Here is a 13,729-nt window from a genome sequence, read left to right as displayed (position 1 = left end):
CATCTTGACCACAGGGTTCTCCCTTCGGATGCCTGCCGCGGAAGCCCGCGGCGAGGCGCGTGAGTGATCTCCTCACCGCAACGATCGCCCCCGCCTCCACAAACCCTGCACATGATCACCACACGATCACGGTGGTGTGCGCACGAGGCAGGGCGCGATCATGCTCGGCTTCGTGTCCGGGTGCGCCGTGATCGTGCTGGGCGGCGCGCTCGTGCTGGTGCGGTGGGCCGGTTGCGACCCGGGCTCGGCCGTGTGGGTCAGGCGCGCCCGACGATCTGGTGGTCGGGGCTGACGAGGGCGACCACGCGGTCCTCGTCGCGTGAGTACGGCTGCCCGATGTACTTCTGGGCGATCCCGTCGATGATGTCCCAGGCCGCGTCGCCGTCGAGCCACTCGACGACCCTGCCGCGCACGATGACCGGCTCGAACGGGTTGTCGGCCGGCGTCATGGACACCGCCACCCGGGGGTCGTCCCGCAGGTTGCGGGCCTTGCGCGACCGCGGCCCGGTGAGGAAGGCGACGTGGTCGCCGTGGGTGCCGATCCAGATCGGGACGTTGTGGGGCGAGCCGTCGGGCAGGACGGTGGCGAGGTGGGCGATCGGGGTGCCGTCGAGGACGCGGCGTACGGCGGGGCTCAGCATGGTCCGCTCCTGCGTTTTGGGTTCCTTGAAGAGACTCCACGACCATAACACCGTGAGTCTCTTGAGGGAACCCCAAAGGGTCAGGCGCGTCTTCTCGCGCGGTAGGCGCTGGCCTTGGCGCGGTTCTGGCAGGACAGGTCGCAGAAGCGGCGGGAGGCGTTCCTCGTGGTGTCGTAGAAGACCAGGGAGCATCGTTCCGCCTGGCAGGCGCCGAGGCGGGCGGACTGGCCGACGCCGATCACCATGGCGAGGGCGGTGCCCATGTCGGCCGCCCAGGCGTCCACGGGGTCGGCGTCGGGGCGGTGGAAGGACAGGCCGAGCGGGTTCGCGGGGCTGCCGTGCAGGTTGGGGACGGCGTGGTGGCGTACGAGGAGGTCGTTGAGGCCGGCCGCCGCGTCCAGGAGGTGGTCGCCGGCGGCGAACAGCGGGCGCAGGCGGGCGGCGATCCCGGCCAGGCGGTCGGCGTCGGCCGGGGTGAGGACGCTCGCGGGCGGGTGGACCGTCAGGCGCTCCTGTGCGGCGACGACCGCCGCGAGGCGGTCGGCTCCCGGCGGAGGTGGCGTGACGCCGCGGCCGTGCGCGTGCGGCGTGGCCAGGGAGTTGATCAGCTGGACGGCCAGCTCGACCCTGCTCCCGACATAACTGTCTATTTCGGCTTGACCAGTGATTCGCCACGCTTCTACCATCACTGGCATAGCTTATCTAGACAGTGAGGATCCTTCGTGACCTTCGACCAGCTCGCCCGGCAGATGTGGCACCAGATCGAGCCGGTGCACGCGCCGCTCTACTTCAGCAAGGAAGCGTTCGAGGAGGCCGCCGCCCTCGGTTACGCCGTCGAGCCGCGCTGGCCGAGCTACTTCGCCTGGCGTACGGCGGTGCTCGGCGCCGCGGGGCGTGGCCTGGTCGCGGCCACCTACTACAGCTTCAGCCCGGCCATGATCGCCGAATACGTCCCGGCGATCTGGGAGACGGCCTCCCCCGAGCAGGTGCTAGAAGCCCGGCTGCGGGCCGTGGACCGGACCATCCGGGCCCTCGTGGACGACGTGAAGCCGCTGGCGGAGGCGGCGGAGCTGGCGGTCAGGGCGGCGGAGAGCGCCGACGTCGCGCACCGGCCGCTGGCCGCCGCCAACCTGGCGCTGCCCTGGCCCGACGAGCCGCACGTGCGGTTGTGGCAGGCGTACACGGTGCTGCGCGAGCACCGCGGCGACGGGCATCTGACGGCGTTGCAGGCCGCGGGGCTCGACGGGTGCGAGGCGCTGGTGTCGTTCGCCGCCGTCGGGGCCGCGCCGGTCGCCAACTTCGCCGGACGCGGGTGGAGCGAGGAGGAGTGGGGCGCCGCCCGTGAGCGGCTGGCCGCCAGGGGGCTCGTGGACGCCGACGGCATGGCCACCCCGGAGGGCCGCGCCCTGCGCAACCGGGTCGAACGCCACACCGACCAGCTCGCCGCCGGGCCCTGGAAGGCGCTCGGTGAGGAGCGTGCCGCGCTGCTCGCGCAGCTGAACCTGCCGCTGCTCGGCGCGGTGTTCGAGTCGGGCATCCTGCCCTCCCAGACCACGCTCGGCATCGGCAAGATCACCGTCACCTGACGTACCACGTACAAAAAAGGCGGGCCCGCCACCTGGAAGGTGGCGGGCCCGTGAGACCTGGCGATCAGGACAGGTCGAACCGGTCGAGGTTCATGACCTTGTCCCACGCGGCCACGAAGTCCTTGACGAACTTCTCCTTGGCGTCGTCGCAGGCGTACACCTCGGCGACCGCCCGCAGCTCCGAGTTGGAGCCGAAGACCAGGTCGGCGCGGGTGCCGGTCCACTTGACCTCGCCGGTGGCGGCGTCGCGGCCCTCGAAGGTGCTGCTGTCGCCGGACGTCGCCGTCCAGGTGGTGCCCAGGTCGAGCAGGTTGACGAAGAAGTCGTTCGTCAGCGTGCCGGGCGTCGTGGTCAGGACGCCGTGCTGGGACTGCTGGTGGTTGGCGCCGAGCACGCGCAGGCCGCCGACCAGGACGGTCATCTCGGGCGCGCTGAGCGTCAGCAGGTTGGCGCGGTCGATGAGCAGGTATTCGGCCGGCAGCCGGTTGCCCTTGCCCAGGTAGTTGCGGAAGCCGTCGGCCGTCGGCTCGAGCGCGGCGAACGACTCGACGTCCGTCTGCTCCTGCGTGGCGTCCACACGACCGGCACGGAACGGCACCTCGATCTCGAAGCCCGCGTCCTTGGCGGCCTTCTCGACGCCGACGTTGCCGGCCAGCACGATCAGGTCGGCGAGCGAGACCTGCTTGCCGCCGGTCTGCGCGCCGTTGAACGCCTTCTGGACGCCCTCAAGCGCGCCGAGCACGGTCGCGAGCCTGTCGGGGTCGTTGACCTCCCACCCGGCCTGCGGCTGCAGGCGGATGCGGGCGCCGTTGGCGCCGCCGCGCTTGTCGCTGCCACGGAAGGACGAGGCCGACGCCCACGCGGTGGAGACCAGCTCGGAGACCGACAGGCCGCAGGCCAGGATCTGGCTCTTGAGGGTGGCGACGTCACCGGCGTCGATCAGCTCGTACGTCCGCTCGGGCAGCGGGTCCTGCCAGATCAGCGTCTCGCTGGGCACCTCGGGGCCGAGGTAGCGCACGACCGGGCCCATGTCGCGGTGGGTCAGCTTGAACCAGGCCCGCGCGAACGCGTCGGCGAACTCGTCGGGGTGGTCGAGCCAGCGCCGGGTGATCTGCTCGTAGATCGGGTCGACCCGCAGCGACAGGTCGGTGGTGAGCATCGTCGGGGCCACCCGCTTGTTCGGGTCGTGGGCGTCGGGGACGGTGCCCTCGCCGGCGCCGTCCTTCGGCCGCCACTGCCAGGCGCCCGCGGGGCTCTTGAACAGCTCCCACTCGTAGCCGTACAGGGTCTCGAGGAAGCTGTTGTCCCACTGGGTCGGGGTGGGGGTCCAGATGCCCTCGAGGCCGCTGGTGATGGCGTCGCCGCCCTTGCCGGTGCCGAAGGAGTTGCGCCAGCCGAGACCCTGCTCCTCCAGCGGCGCGGCCTCGGGGTCGGGGCCGACGTGCTCGGCGGGGCCGGCGCCGTGGGTCTTGCCGAACGTGTGACCGCCGGCGATCAGCGCGGCCGTCTCCTCGTCGTTCATCGCCATGCGGCGGAACGTCTCGCGGATGTCGCGGGCGGCGGCCAGCGGGTCGGGGTTGCCGTTGGGGCCCTCGGGGTTGACGTAGATGAGGCCCATCTGGACGGCGCCGAGCGGGTTCTCCAGCTCGCGGTCACCGGTGTAGCGCGCGTCGCCGAGCCACGTGGTCTCGGGGCCCCAGTAGACGTCCTCCTCCGGCTCCCACACGTCCTCGCGGCCGCCGGCGAAGCCGAACGTCTTGAAGCCCATCGACTCCAGCGCCACGTTGCCGGCCAGGATCAGCAGGTCGGCCCAGGACAGCTTCTTGCCGTACTTCTTCTTGACCGGCCACAGCAGGCGGCGGGCCTTGTCGAGGTTGCCGTTGTCGGGCCAGCTGTTGAGCGGGGCGAAGCGCTGCTGTCCCGCGCCGGCGCCACCGCGGCCGTCACTGATGCGGTAGGTGCCCGCGCTGTGCCAGGCCATCCGGATGATGAGCGGCCCGTAGTGCCCGAAGTCGGCCGGCCACCAGTCCTGGGAGGTGGTCAGCACCTCGGCGATGTCGCGCTTGACGGCCGGCAGGTCGAGGCTCTTGAACGCCTCGGCGTAGTCGAAGTCCTCGCCCATGGGGTTGGCCACGGCCGGGTTCTTCGCCAGGATCTTCAGGTTGAGCCGCTCAGGCCACCACTGACGGTTGCCGCCGCCCTGGGTGGGGTGGAGCGCGCGGTGGGCTACCGGGCAGCCGCCTCCATCCTCTGTCTTCGGGTCTGTGACGATCGCGTCGTGGTTCTCAGACAATGGGAATCCCTCCGGACTATGTGACTCAGGGTGCTCAAGAGCTGCTGGTGGCGGTGGAACAGTCGGGGCACAGGCCCCAGTAGATGACCTCGGCCTCGTCGATGGTGAAGCCGTGGTCGTCGGACGCGTGCAGGCACGGCGCGTGTCCGACGGCGCAGTCGACGTCGGCCACGGCGCCGCAGACGCGGCAGACGACGTGGTGGTGGTTGTCGCCGACCCGGCCCTCGTATCTCGCCGGGCTGCCCGCCGGCTCGATGCGGCGGACGAGGCCCGCGGCCGTGAGGGCGTTGAGCGCCTCGTACACGGCTTGGAGCGAGATGTGGCCGACGCGGTCGCGCACCCCGGAGGCGATGGCCTCGACGTCGAGGTGGTCACCGTCGCGGACGGTCTCGAGCAGCGCGACCCGGGCGGCGGTCACCCGCAGCCCGACACTGCGTAGCTCCTCGGCGCCGGTCGGCGTCTGGGGTGCGGTCATAGCGCCCAACCTAATCACCTAAACGCGAACGATACAAGATAACGAATGATGCAATCTTAGTGTCGTCTCAAGGAACTTTGACCGCTCCTTGGATCAGGGGGTCAGCGAGTCGAGCAGGGCGCGGACGAAACCCGCCGCCGCCGCCGCGTCGTCGTCGCGTTCGGCCGGTGGCGACATGTGCTCTAGGAAGGCGTGCTGGAAGCAGGCGCCCAGCAGCAGGCCCGCCGCCGCCCGTACGTCGGCGCCGGCGCGCACCCGGCCGGCCTCCTGCTCGCGGCGCAGGTACGCGGCCACGGCCTCGTTCGCCTTGTGCGGGCCCGCGCCCTGCCGGTGCAGCTCCTCCTTGTGTGCGGACAGCGTGCCGGGGTCGGCGAAGATCGAGGCGAGCATCGGGAACCCGGCCCGGTAGAACGCGATCGCCGCTCCCGCCACGGCGGTCAGGTCCTTCTCCAGGCCGGCTCCGCCCCGCAGCGCCGCCGCCAGCGCGCCGAAACCGGGGGAGCGCTCGCGCAGGACGGCCACCAGCAGGTCGGCCTTGCCGGCGAAGTGCTTGTAGAGGGCGGCCTCGGTGAAGCCGGCCTTGCGCGCGATCTGCCTGGTCGTCACGTTGGCCAGACCGTGCTCGGCCATCACCGCGGCGGCGGCGTCCAGGATCACGTCCCTCGTTCCCATGTCCCATCCGGTTCCCTCGGCGGCGCTTGACGTGGTTAGTAAACGCTCACTAGCATCGCCGAACAAGTTAGTGAGCGTTTACTCACCCTAGGAGCTTTTCACGTGGATCTCTTCTCGGGAGTGCCGTCGTGCGCCCGGTGACCATCACGTTGAGCACACTGCTCGTCTTCGTGCTCGGGACCGCCGGCGTGGTCGGCTGGCTGACCTTCCTGCGGGCGCCCGACAACGCGCCGTCCGCCGCCTGCGGCGCCGAGCCCACCCGGCCCCGCCTGGTGGCGGCCGGGGCCAGCATGACGCAGGGCTCGCTGGGCGCCGACTGGGTGGGGGCGGTGCGGGCGCGGCATCCCGCGTACGAGGTGGTCAACGCGGGCGTCAACGGCAACAAGGTCGCCGACCTGCTCGCCCGCGTCGAGACCGACGTCGTCGCCTGCCGCCCGGCCGCCGTCACGCTGCTCATCGGCACCAACGACGTACGCGACGACGTCCCGCCCGATCGTTACCGCGCCGACCTGCGCACCGTCGTCGAGCGCGTCAAGACCACCGGCGCCCGCGTCGCCCTCATGTCGCTGCCCCCGCTCGGCGAGGACCTCGACGCCGGGCCCAACCTCCGGCTGCCCGCCTACAACGCCGCCGTCAAGGAGGTCGCCGCCGTGACGGGCGCCGCCTACCTCCCCCTGTACGAGCGCATGGCCGGCACCCTGCGCCAGGCCGGCCCCCGCACGCCCTACGCCTTCAGCTTCCCCCTCGCACTCACGGTCGCGGCCCAGCACCACCTGCTACGCCGCACCTGGGACGAGATCGCGGCGTCAGGCGGCCGCATGCTGCTGGTGGACCACATCCACCTGACCGACCGCGCCGCATCGATGGTCACCGACCTCACCTCAGCCTGGCTCACGGGCAAGCCCTGACCGCCGCATGTCCGCCCAGCGCGGAAAGGGCGTTGTGTCGCTGCCGTCGGCGGGTGGGGCGGGTTACGCTCCCGCCATGACGTGGGATCTTGAGGCGCCAGGGGTGCTGCGCCTGCCGTCCGGGCGGCTGGTGCGCGGCAGGGGCCTGCGGCATCCGCTCCCGCCAGGCCCCGAGCCCGCCTTCGCCCTCTACCTGCTGGGCAAGGCCCCGCCGCCCGTCGGCTGGGAGCACCGGTGGGTGCGCTGGCCCGACTTCTGGCTGCCGTCCGACCGCCGGAAGGCAGCCGCCGACCTGCGCGAGGCGTGGGAGCGCGCGGCGTCGGAGCGCGTCGAGGTGGCCTGCGGAGGCGGCCGCGGCCGCACCGGCACCGCCCTCGCCTGCCTCGCCGTCCTCGACGGCGTCCCACCCGCCGAGGCGGTCGCCTACGTCCGCACCCACTACGACCGCCACGCCGTGGAGACCCCCTGGCAGCGCCGCTACGTGGCCCGCTTCAACCCCGAGCCGTCACTCGACCGGCCATGAGGCCGGCCCGGGCGCCGAGCCGCGACCGCTCGCCGCGGCAGCAGGCGTCACTCGACCGTCCGTAAGATCTGTTCGATCGAGGCCGCGCGGGAGCGGAGCTCGGCGAGGTCGGCGGCGGTGCGTTGCTGGGCGTCCATGGTCTTCTCGGCGAGCTGCTCATACCGCTGCACCAGCCGGCGCAGCTCCTCCGCCTGGTCGGCCTGGTGCCGGGACTTGCGGGCGTCGAACGTGCCCACGACGACCGTACTGATCAAGAACGTGACCAGAAGGAGCACGCCCAGGTAGAAGATCACCTCGGGCCACGACAGTGTCATCTAGGAGCCCTCCTCGGGGTCCGGCCTGGTGAGTGTCCTGGCCGCCTCGGCCAGCGCCGGCGCGGTCAGGTGCAGGTCGAAGTCGGTGACCTCGTAATACTTCATCGCCTTGCCGTCGTCGGACAGCTCGAGGCTGCCGGTGATCAGCCCGGCGGCCTCCAGCCGGCGCAGGTGCATGTGCAGCAGCGGCCGGCTGACGCCGATGACGCGGGCCAGGTGGCTGACGTAGTCGCGCCCGGCGCTCAGCTCGGCGATGATGCGCAGGCGCAGCGGGTTGGCCAGCGCCGCCAGCATCTCCACCAGGGCGTCACCCGTCGGCCCTGCCTCCGTCATAGCTTCCCATCGCGTGTGTACGGCCTTCCACCGGGACCGTAGCACCCCGGCGTCCGGCCAAGAACGACGTCGGGGGCCCGAAGGTGAGCCCCACGGCCAGGCAGATCAGCGGAATGGCGGGGATCACGTACCGGACGTCGAAGGCGGCGAGGAACGGCGGCGAGGCGACCAGCGCGAGCGCGGCGAGCCCTGGCAGCAGCGCGTCCCACCGCCGCCGCAGCGGCGCGGCCACCAGCACGCCGGCCAGGACGAGCGTGAGCAGCGGGAACGGCACGTATCCGAACCGCTGGTACGCCCGCAGCCACCCGGCGAACGGCTCGACCACGCGGGTGGCGGCCGGCCCGGCCTCGTACGCCTCGGCCACTCCCCGCACCGACGAGCTGATGGGCCGCTCGGAGGAGGGCAGTTTGTACGGCGTCTTCTCGTCGACGGAGGTCCGCTCCCAGCGGAACAGCTGCCCGAGGTCGGTCACCACGGCACCGAGGTACTCGCCCGGCTGGGCGAGGATGGCCGCCCGCGCGAACTCCCCGGCGAGCTTGTTGCGGTTGGCCGTGCCCGGCACCTTCGGCAGCGGCGAGAAGTCCTCCCACAGCCAGTGGGGCGGGTACGGCCGCTCCTCGACCGGCATGTTGGGGCACAGCACCGCCAGCCGCTCGGGCGGCCTGATCACCCCGCAGTCGGCGAAGCTCATGGTGCGCGACCACAGGAAGTTCCCGTCGGCCTCGGTCAGCGCGTACGTCCCCTTCTCGGCCTTCATCCAGACCGCGTACGCACCCAGCGGAAGCGCCCCGGCGACCAGCAGCGCCACCAACGGACGCCACCCGTAGCGGCGGATCAGCAGGTAGGCGGCGGTCAGGATGAGCAGCGGCAGCCCCACGGTCCTGGTGATGCCGGCCAGGCCGAGCAGCAGCCCGCCGACGGCCGCGGTCGTGGGGGTGACCCGCCAGGTGATCAGCGCGACGGCGCCGGCGACGAGCACGATGAAGACCGCGTCCGCCATGATCATGTGCTCCAGGAGCAGCATGAACTCGTCGTAGAGCAGTGGGGTGACCAGCAGCGTCGCGCCCCAGCCGGGCAGGCCGCGGCGGCGCAGCAGGGCGTACAGGCCGACGGCGAGGCCCAGCACGAGCAGGTGCTGCAGGACCGTGACGAGCGTCAGGCTGTGGGCCGGCCGCAGCAGCGCGAGCAGCAGGGAGTAGCCGGAGGGCCGCGTCGTGCCGGGGGTCAGCTCCTCGCGCAGGAAGGCGAAGGAGTCGCCGTAGAACAGGATGGCCGGCGGGAAGCCCAGGACGGCGAGCGCGCGCAGCCCGATCGCCGGCAACAGGGCGATGACCAGTGCGCGATGGGCCAAGACGGATCCGCTTCCTCGTGAGTCCCGCGACCACACAATAGTGGACATCCCGGTCAGCGCTGGTGGTCGTTATGACCGGCGGAGCCATGGGCGGCGCGTCCGGAAGAACGTCACCAGGAACATCACCTGGATGCCGCCCTCGACCAGGATGAGCAGCGCGGCGTCGATCGCCGCGGTCGCGGGCCCGCCGTGCAGGCCGGCCCAGACGGCGGCCAGCGCGTGGACCAGCCCGTTGATGATGATCGGGCCGCCGTAGAAGGCGAAGACCGTCAGCGTGACGGAACCGCCCACGGCGAGGGCGACGGCGTAGATCCGCACGGCCCGCCGCTCGTGCGGGGCCAGCTCGCCGGTGGGGTCGGCGGCCGGCGACGCGGGCTTCCTGAACGGGGCGACCGCGCGGGCGAGCAGGTACCGGACGTAGCGGAGCCCGTCCCCGAACAGGTCCTTGCACCGGAGCACGTCGCGCAGCACGAAGTAGAGGTCGGTGCGCATGTAGATCTGGGCCTGGAGGGGCAGGGACAGCAGCGCGGTCAGGATGAAGGCGCGCAGCAGCGCATCGGCGAAGCCCGGCAGCGGCAGGTACGCCACGGCCAGCAGCATCGTGGCGATGAGGAGGAGGTCGGAGGCCATCCCGGCCAGGTACACGCGGTAGCGGTGCCTGCGGGGCACTCCCCAGATGGCGGTGACGTCGGTCTGTACGACGAGGTAGTGCAGCCGGGTGCCGAACGCGATGCGTGCGGGAGCGCCGAGCGAACGCGCCGCCAGCAGGTGCATCATCTCGTGCACGCTCGCGAGTACGGAGAAGAAGGCCGTGTTGACCAGCACGGAGAGCCCGGTGTACTCGCTCCAGAAGAAGTCACGGTGGTGAGGGAACAGCTCCGGCCGCACGACGACGGTCAGCGCCGCGGCCGCGACGACGGCGAGCCAGACCAGCCTGACGGGCCTGGCGAAGAGCCACCGTACGTGCCGCTCGGTGACGCCGGGGAAGTGGGCGGCCTTCGGCGCGGTCCCCGGCAGCGGCAGCCCGTCGATCTCGGCCACGAACTCGAGGTCGGCGAGCGACTCCACGAAGTCGGCCACGTCCAGCTCGACGTCGTGCTCGTCGGCGATGACGGCTTCGACGTCGGCGACGGGACGCCCCTCGCCGAGCAGCCGGATCACCTCGCCGCACACCGCGGGCAGCTCGACGAACTCGCCGAGGTCCGGGCGGCCGGCCACGATCATCTCCGGGTCGTCGTCGTCGGGACGGACGACGAGCGGGTGCAGGCGTACGACGCTGCCCGCGCCGACCTCGGCCGCCGGGACGCTCACCCGGCCCCCGGCCCGCACATCGGGCAGTCGTCGTCGCGCGGGACGTCGATGAAGTACTGGTGGTCCCAGACGGCCATGTTCCAGTGGAAGACCCGGCCGCGGGTCTGTGCCGGCAGGCCGCCGAGCTGGTACAGCACCTCCAGCGCGCAGAGGTGGCCGCTGATGTTGGCGCTGGCCGCGACCACCGCGTTCGGCCGTGACTCGGGCAGCAGCCGCCCCAGCTCCTTCTCCTTGCGGGCCTCCTCCTGCCGGTCCAGGCAGGCCCAGCAGCCGGTCTCGCCGGGCACGAACGAGCCCACGACGACCATCGGCCCGGTGTAGAGGCTCATGAACCACGGGGTGCCGGTCCGCAGGGCGGCCTCGTTGGTCCACGCGACGATCTCGGGGTGGGGCTCGTCGGCGCACAGGACGAACAGGTCGTGGCCGCTCATCAGCTCCACGACGTCGTCGGGGCCGGTCACCTTGGTGTCGCTGCCGGTCACCGCGACCGCGCCGTTCATCGCCCGCAGCCGGGCGACGGCCTGGTCGACCTTGGGCTTGGTCACGTCTGACTCGGCGTACAGGAGCTGGCGGGTCAGGTTCGACTCTTCGACGCGGTCGAAGTCGGCGATTCGCAGCGCGCCGATGCCGCTCGCGACCAGTCCCGCCGCCACGGCCGATCCGGTGCCGCCCACGCCGAGCAGGCTCACCCGGGCTGTCTTGATCCTGGACTGGATCTCGTGCGGTGACGTCCGTGGCGTGGTGTCGATCCAGCTGAAGAAGTGGCGCGCCGATTCGTACCGGGCGAGGTCGCGTTCGGTGAGGTTCGCCGGTACGGGCGCTCCGGCGTCCTCGATGAAGCCGCCCTCGATCAGGCCGTCGATGACCTCGCGCACGCTGTCGTCGTCCACGTCGGGACGGGTTGCGGTGAAGTCGGCGCAGATCTGGTCGACCGTACGGGTGCCGTCCATGAGGGTCACGATCGCGGCGATGCTGCCCTCGTCGTCGTCCTCGATCTCGGAGGCCACCCCGAACTGGGACAGCCCGATGACGATGCGGTTGCCCGGCAGCAGGAACGGCTGGTGCACGTGTTTGACCCTGGGCAGGCGCACGTCGTCACCTTCTCCTTCCAGTCCCTGAAAAGCGGAACCGGCCGGACGAACGCCGACCGGTTCCGGTATGTCAGTAGATCAACCGCTCTGTCCACCGCGGTTGATGGTGGTCTCGATCTTCTCGAGCTTCCTGATCTTGACCTCGAGCTTCTTCTTCTTCATCGACATCTCCTCGCTCTCGATTCCAAGCCGGGGAGACTCCCCGAACGACGACGGGCGAGGGACACGCACACCAACCTGAGTCCCACTCGCCACTCTTGGTGGGCAAGATCTTGACACTTGCGTGATATGGCCGTCAATGCCGTAATTTTTCGTGCTTGTGGTAGCTATTTCCGAATGCCATTCTGAAAATAGGTTCGGAGAGCCGCACGCCGCCGGAGGGGATGCATGACCGTCGCCGACCGTCCCGCCCTCGACAAGGACGCACTCCGCCGCAGATATCGCGAAGAGCGCGACAAACGGCTCAGGCCCGACGGCAACGACCAGTACATCCGCCTGACCGGCCGCTTCGCCCACTACCTCAAAGACCCCTACACCCCCGTCACCGAGCGCCCGCCGAAAACCGACCACGTGACGGTCGCGTTCATCGGCGGCGGCTTCGCCGGGCTGCTCACCGGCGCCCGGCTCAAGGAGGCCGGCGTCACCGACGTGCGCATCGTGGAGAAGGGCGGCGACTTCGGCGGCACGTGGTACTGGAACCGCTACCCGGGCGCGCAGTGCGACACGGCGTCGTACGTCTACATGCCGCTGCTCGAAGAGACCGGCCACATGCCGACCGAGAAGTACGCGCACGCCCCCGAGATCCTGGAGCACTGCCGCCGCATCGGCAAGCACTTCGGCCTGTACGACAACGCCCTCTTCCACACCGAGGTCCTGGACCTGGAGTGGGACGAGGCCCGCTCCCGCTGGCTCATCCGCACCGACCGCGGCGACGCGTTCACCGCCCAGTTCGTCGCCATGGGCATCGGCCCGCTGCACGTCCCCAAGCTGCCCGGCATCCCCGGCATCGACGACTTCGCCGGACATTCCTTCCACACCAGCCGCTGGGACTACGCCTACACCGGCGGCGACCCCTCGGGCGCGCCCCTGGACCGGCTGGGCGACAAGCGGGTGGCGCTCATCGGCACGGGCGCGACGGCCGTCCAGTGCGTGCCGCACCTGGCCAGGTCCTGCCGCGAGCTGTACGTCTTCCAGCGCACGCCCTCCTCCGTCGACGTCCGCGACAACCGGCCCACCGACCCCGACTGGTTCGCCTCGATCGCGACGCCCGGCTGGCAGCAGCGCTGGCTGGAGAACTTCACCGCCAACCAGACCGGCGGCCCGGCCGACGAGGACCTGGTGATGGACGGCTGGACCGACATCGCCCGCCGCTTCCGCGCGAAGATCAGCGCGCTGCCGCCCGGCCAGGTGACGCAGGAGAGCGTGCTGGCCGCGTTCGAGGACGCCGACTTCGAGAAGATGGAGGAGATCAGGGCCCGGGTGGACGCCGTCGTCCGCGACCCGGAGACCGCGCGGCGGCTCAAGGCGTGGTACCGCCAGCTCTGCAAGCGCCCCTGCTTCCACGACGAATACCTCCAGGCGTTCAACCTGCCGGGCACCCACCTGGTCGACACCGACGGCAGGGGCGTCGAGCGGATCACCGAGCGCGGCGTCGTGGCGGCCGGCCGCGAGTACGAGGTGGACTGCGTCATCTACGCCTCCGGCTTCGAGGTCGGCACCGACTACACCCGCCGCGCCGGCTACGACATCAAAGGCCGCGACGGCGTGCGGCTGTCGGAGCGCTGGGCCGACGGCATGCGCACGCTGCACGGCATGCACGTGCACGGCTTCCCCAACGTCTTCATCGTCCAGCCGGCCCAGGGCGCCAACCTCATCTCCAACATCCCGCACAACTTCACCGAGGCGGGCAGGACGATCGCCGCGATCGTCAGGCACGCCGTCGAGCACGGCCACACGCAGGTCGAGGCCACGCGGGAGGCCGAGGACGACTGGATCGAGCTGCTGCTCTCGGGCACGGGACGGCTCATGGGCTCACCCGACTGCACGCCCGGCTACTACAACAACGAGGGCCGCGACCTCGGCCTGAAGTCGTGGCTGAACGTCGGGCACCCGCAGGGCGCGATGGCGTACTTCGCCTACATCGACCGCTGGCGTACCTCTGGTGAGTTCGCCGGCCTGACGTTCAGAAGCTAGACCCTGCACTACTGACCCCACCCCTCACCAGCGGTTAC

The 13,729-nt window shown here is 71.0% G+C and carries 14 protein-coding genes; 4 read left to right on the top strand and 10 right to left on the bottom strand.

Annotated features, from left to right (window positions below; all coding sequences use genetic code 11):
- Positions 1-257: 257 nt before the first annotated feature.
- Both ACFFR3_RS36455 and ACFFR3_RS36450 read right to left on the bottom strand, forming a co-directional pair.
- Positions 258-641 carry a TIGR03618 family F420-dependent PPOX class oxidoreductase gene (locus tag ACFFR3_RS36455; protein WP_345393344.1) on the bottom strand — a complete coding sequence of 128 codons (384 nt, stop codon included), beginning with the start codon at positions 639-641 and terminating at the stop codon, positions 258-260.
- Positions 642-721: 80 nt separating this feature from the next.
- Positions 722-1,327 carry a CGNR zinc finger domain-containing protein gene (locus ACFFR3_RS36450; RefSeq protein ID WP_345393347.1) on the bottom strand — a complete coding sequence of 202 codons (606 nt, stop codon included), beginning with the start codon at positions 1,325-1,327 and terminating at the stop codon, positions 722-724.
- 63 nt (positions 1,328-1,390) lie between these two features.
- Between ACFFR3_RS36450 and ACFFR3_RS36445 the strand changes: the two genes are divergently transcribed.
- The gene (locus ACFFR3_RS36445; protein ID WP_417629303.1) at positions 1,391-2,227 is read left to right on the top strand and encodes an SCO6745 family protein; all 837 of its coding nucleotides are present in this window, start codon (positions 1,391-1,393) and stop codon (positions 2,225-2,227) included.
- Positions 2,228-2,291: 64 nt separating this feature from the next.
- Here the strand turns inward: ACFFR3_RS36445 and katG are convergent, their stop codons facing one another.
- The 3 genes from katG to ACFFR3_RS36430 all read right to left on the bottom strand — a co-directional run bounded on the left by katG (position 2,292) and on the right by ACFFR3_RS36430 (position 5,667).
- A complete protein-coding gene (katG, locus tag ACFFR3_RS36440; RefSeq protein ID WP_379484612.1) occupies positions 2,292-4,520 on the bottom strand; it encodes a catalase/peroxidase HPI in 2,229 nt (742 codons plus the stop codon).
- Between the two features lie 34 nt (positions 4,521-4,554).
- A complete protein-coding gene (locus ACFFR3_RS36435) occupies positions 4,555-4,995 on the bottom strand; it encodes a Fur family transcriptional regulator (RefSeq protein WP_345393356.1) in 441 nt (146 codons plus the stop codon).
- 93 nt (positions 4,996-5,088) lie between these two features.
- Positions 5,089-5,667, bottom strand: coding sequence for a TetR/AcrR family transcriptional regulator (locus ACFFR3_RS36430; protein ID WP_379484611.1), 579 nt, complete (start codon positions 5,665-5,667; stop codon positions 5,089-5,091).
- 137 nt (positions 5,668-5,804) lie between these two features.
- Here ACFFR3_RS36430 and ACFFR3_RS36425 point away from each other — a divergent pair, with 137 nt between their 5' ends.
- Both ACFFR3_RS36425 and ACFFR3_RS36420 read left to right on the top strand, forming a co-directional pair.
- The gene (locus tag ACFFR3_RS36425; protein WP_379484610.1) at positions 5,805-6,575 is read left to right on the top strand and encodes an SGNH/GDSL hydrolase family protein; all 771 of its coding nucleotides are present in this window, start codon (positions 5,805-5,807) and stop codon (positions 6,573-6,575) included.
- A gap of 76 nt (positions 6,576-6,651) precedes the next feature.
- Positions 6,652-7,098 carry a protein-tyrosine phosphatase family protein gene (locus ACFFR3_RS36420; protein ID WP_345393365.1) on the top strand — a complete coding sequence of 149 codons (447 nt, stop codon included), beginning with the start codon at positions 6,652-6,654 and terminating at the stop codon, positions 7,096-7,098.
- A gap of 47 nt (positions 7,099-7,145) precedes the next feature.
- Here the strand turns inward: ACFFR3_RS36420 and ACFFR3_RS36415 are convergent, their stop codons facing one another.
- The 5 genes from ACFFR3_RS36415 to ACFFR3_RS36395 form a co-directional block, all read right to left on the bottom strand.
- A complete protein-coding gene (locus ACFFR3_RS36415; protein ID WP_345393368.1) occupies positions 7,146-7,412 on the bottom strand; it encodes a hypothetical protein in 267 nt (88 codons plus the stop codon).
- Positions 7,413-7,745 (bottom strand): ArsR/SmtB family transcription factor, encoded by a 333-nt coding sequence (locus ACFFR3_RS36410; RefSeq protein ID WP_345393371.1) that lies wholly within the window; start codon positions 7,743-7,745, stop codon positions 7,413-7,415.
- Entirely contained in the window at positions 7,720-9,096 is a 1,377-nt protein-coding gene (locus tag ACFFR3_RS36405) for a hypothetical protein (RefSeq protein WP_364368557.1), read from the bottom strand. Before ACFFR3_RS36405 ends, ACFFR3_RS36410 begins: the two co-directional genes overlap by 26 nt.
- 69 nt (positions 9,097-9,165) lie before the next feature.
- Complete coding sequence (locus tag ACFFR3_RS36400) at positions 9,166-10,407, bottom strand: hypothetical protein (RefSeq protein ID WP_345393380.1); 1,242 nt, start codon at positions 10,405-10,407, stop codon at positions 9,166-9,168.
- Positions 10,404-11,498 carry a TOMM precursor leader peptide-binding protein gene (locus ACFFR3_RS36395; protein WP_345393383.1) on the bottom strand — a complete coding sequence of 365 codons (1,095 nt, stop codon included), beginning with the start codon at positions 11,496-11,498 and terminating at the stop codon, positions 10,404-10,406. The genes ACFFR3_RS36400 and ACFFR3_RS36395 overlap by 4 nt, the downstream gene beginning before the upstream one ends.
- Positions 11,499-11,885: 387 nt before the next feature.
- Between ACFFR3_RS36395 and ACFFR3_RS36390 the strand changes: the two genes are divergently transcribed.
- Positions 11,886-13,691: a flavin-containing monooxygenase gene (locus tag ACFFR3_RS36390; RefSeq protein WP_364368551.1), complete on the top strand. Its 1,806-nt coding sequence runs from the start codon at positions 11,886-11,888 to the stop codon at positions 13,689-13,691.
- Positions 13,692-13,729: the final 38 nt, after the last annotated feature.

The sequence above is a fragment of the Nonomuraea salmonea genome, assembly GCF_042428605.1.
In the GTDB taxonomy this organism is placed as follows: domain Bacteria; phylum Actinomycetota; class Actinomycetes; order Streptosporangiales; family Streptosporangiaceae; genus Nonomuraea; species Nonomuraea salmonea.
This window is presented reverse-complemented; position numbering and strand designations above follow the sequence as displayed.

What these genes read in the sequence shown, in the direction of transcription:
- ACFFR3_RS36455 (WP_345393344.1), bottom strand. Translation starts at nt 641, where the DNA reads ATGCTGAGCCCCGCCGTACGCCGCGTCCTCGACGGCACCCCGATCGCC.
- ACFFR3_RS36450 (WP_345393347.1), bottom strand. Translation starts at nt 1,327, where the DNA reads ATGGTAGAAGCGTGGCGAATCACTGGTCAAGCCGAAATAGACAGTTAT.
- ACFFR3_RS36445 (WP_417629303.1), top strand. Translation starts at nt 1,391, where the DNA reads ATGTGGCACCAGATCGAGCCGGTGCACGCGCCGCTCTACTTCAGCAAG.
- ACFFR3_RS36435 (WP_345393356.1), bottom strand. Translation starts at nt 4,995, where the DNA reads ATGACCGCACCCCAGACGCCGACCGGCGCCGAGGAGCTACGCAGTGTC.
- ACFFR3_RS36430 (WP_379484611.1), bottom strand. Translation starts at nt 5,667, where the DNA reads ATGGGAACGAGGGACGTGATCCTGGACGCCGCCGCCGCGGTGATGGCC.
- ACFFR3_RS36420 (WP_345393365.1), top strand. Translation starts at nt 6,652, where the DNA reads ATGACGTGGGATCTTGAGGCGCCAGGGGTGCTGCGCCTGCCGTCCGGG.
- ACFFR3_RS36415 (WP_345393368.1), bottom strand. Translation starts at nt 7,412, where the DNA reads ATGACACTGTCGTGGCCCGAGGTGATCTTCTACCTGGGCGTGCTCCTT.
- ACFFR3_RS36410 (WP_345393371.1), bottom strand. Translation starts at nt 7,745, where the DNA reads ATGACGGAGGCAGGGCCGACGGGTGACGCCCTGGTGGAGATGCTGGCG.
- ACFFR3_RS36390 (WP_364368551.1), top strand. Translation starts at nt 11,886, where the DNA reads ATGACCGTCGCCGACCGTCCCGCCCTCGACAAGGACGCACTCCGCCGC.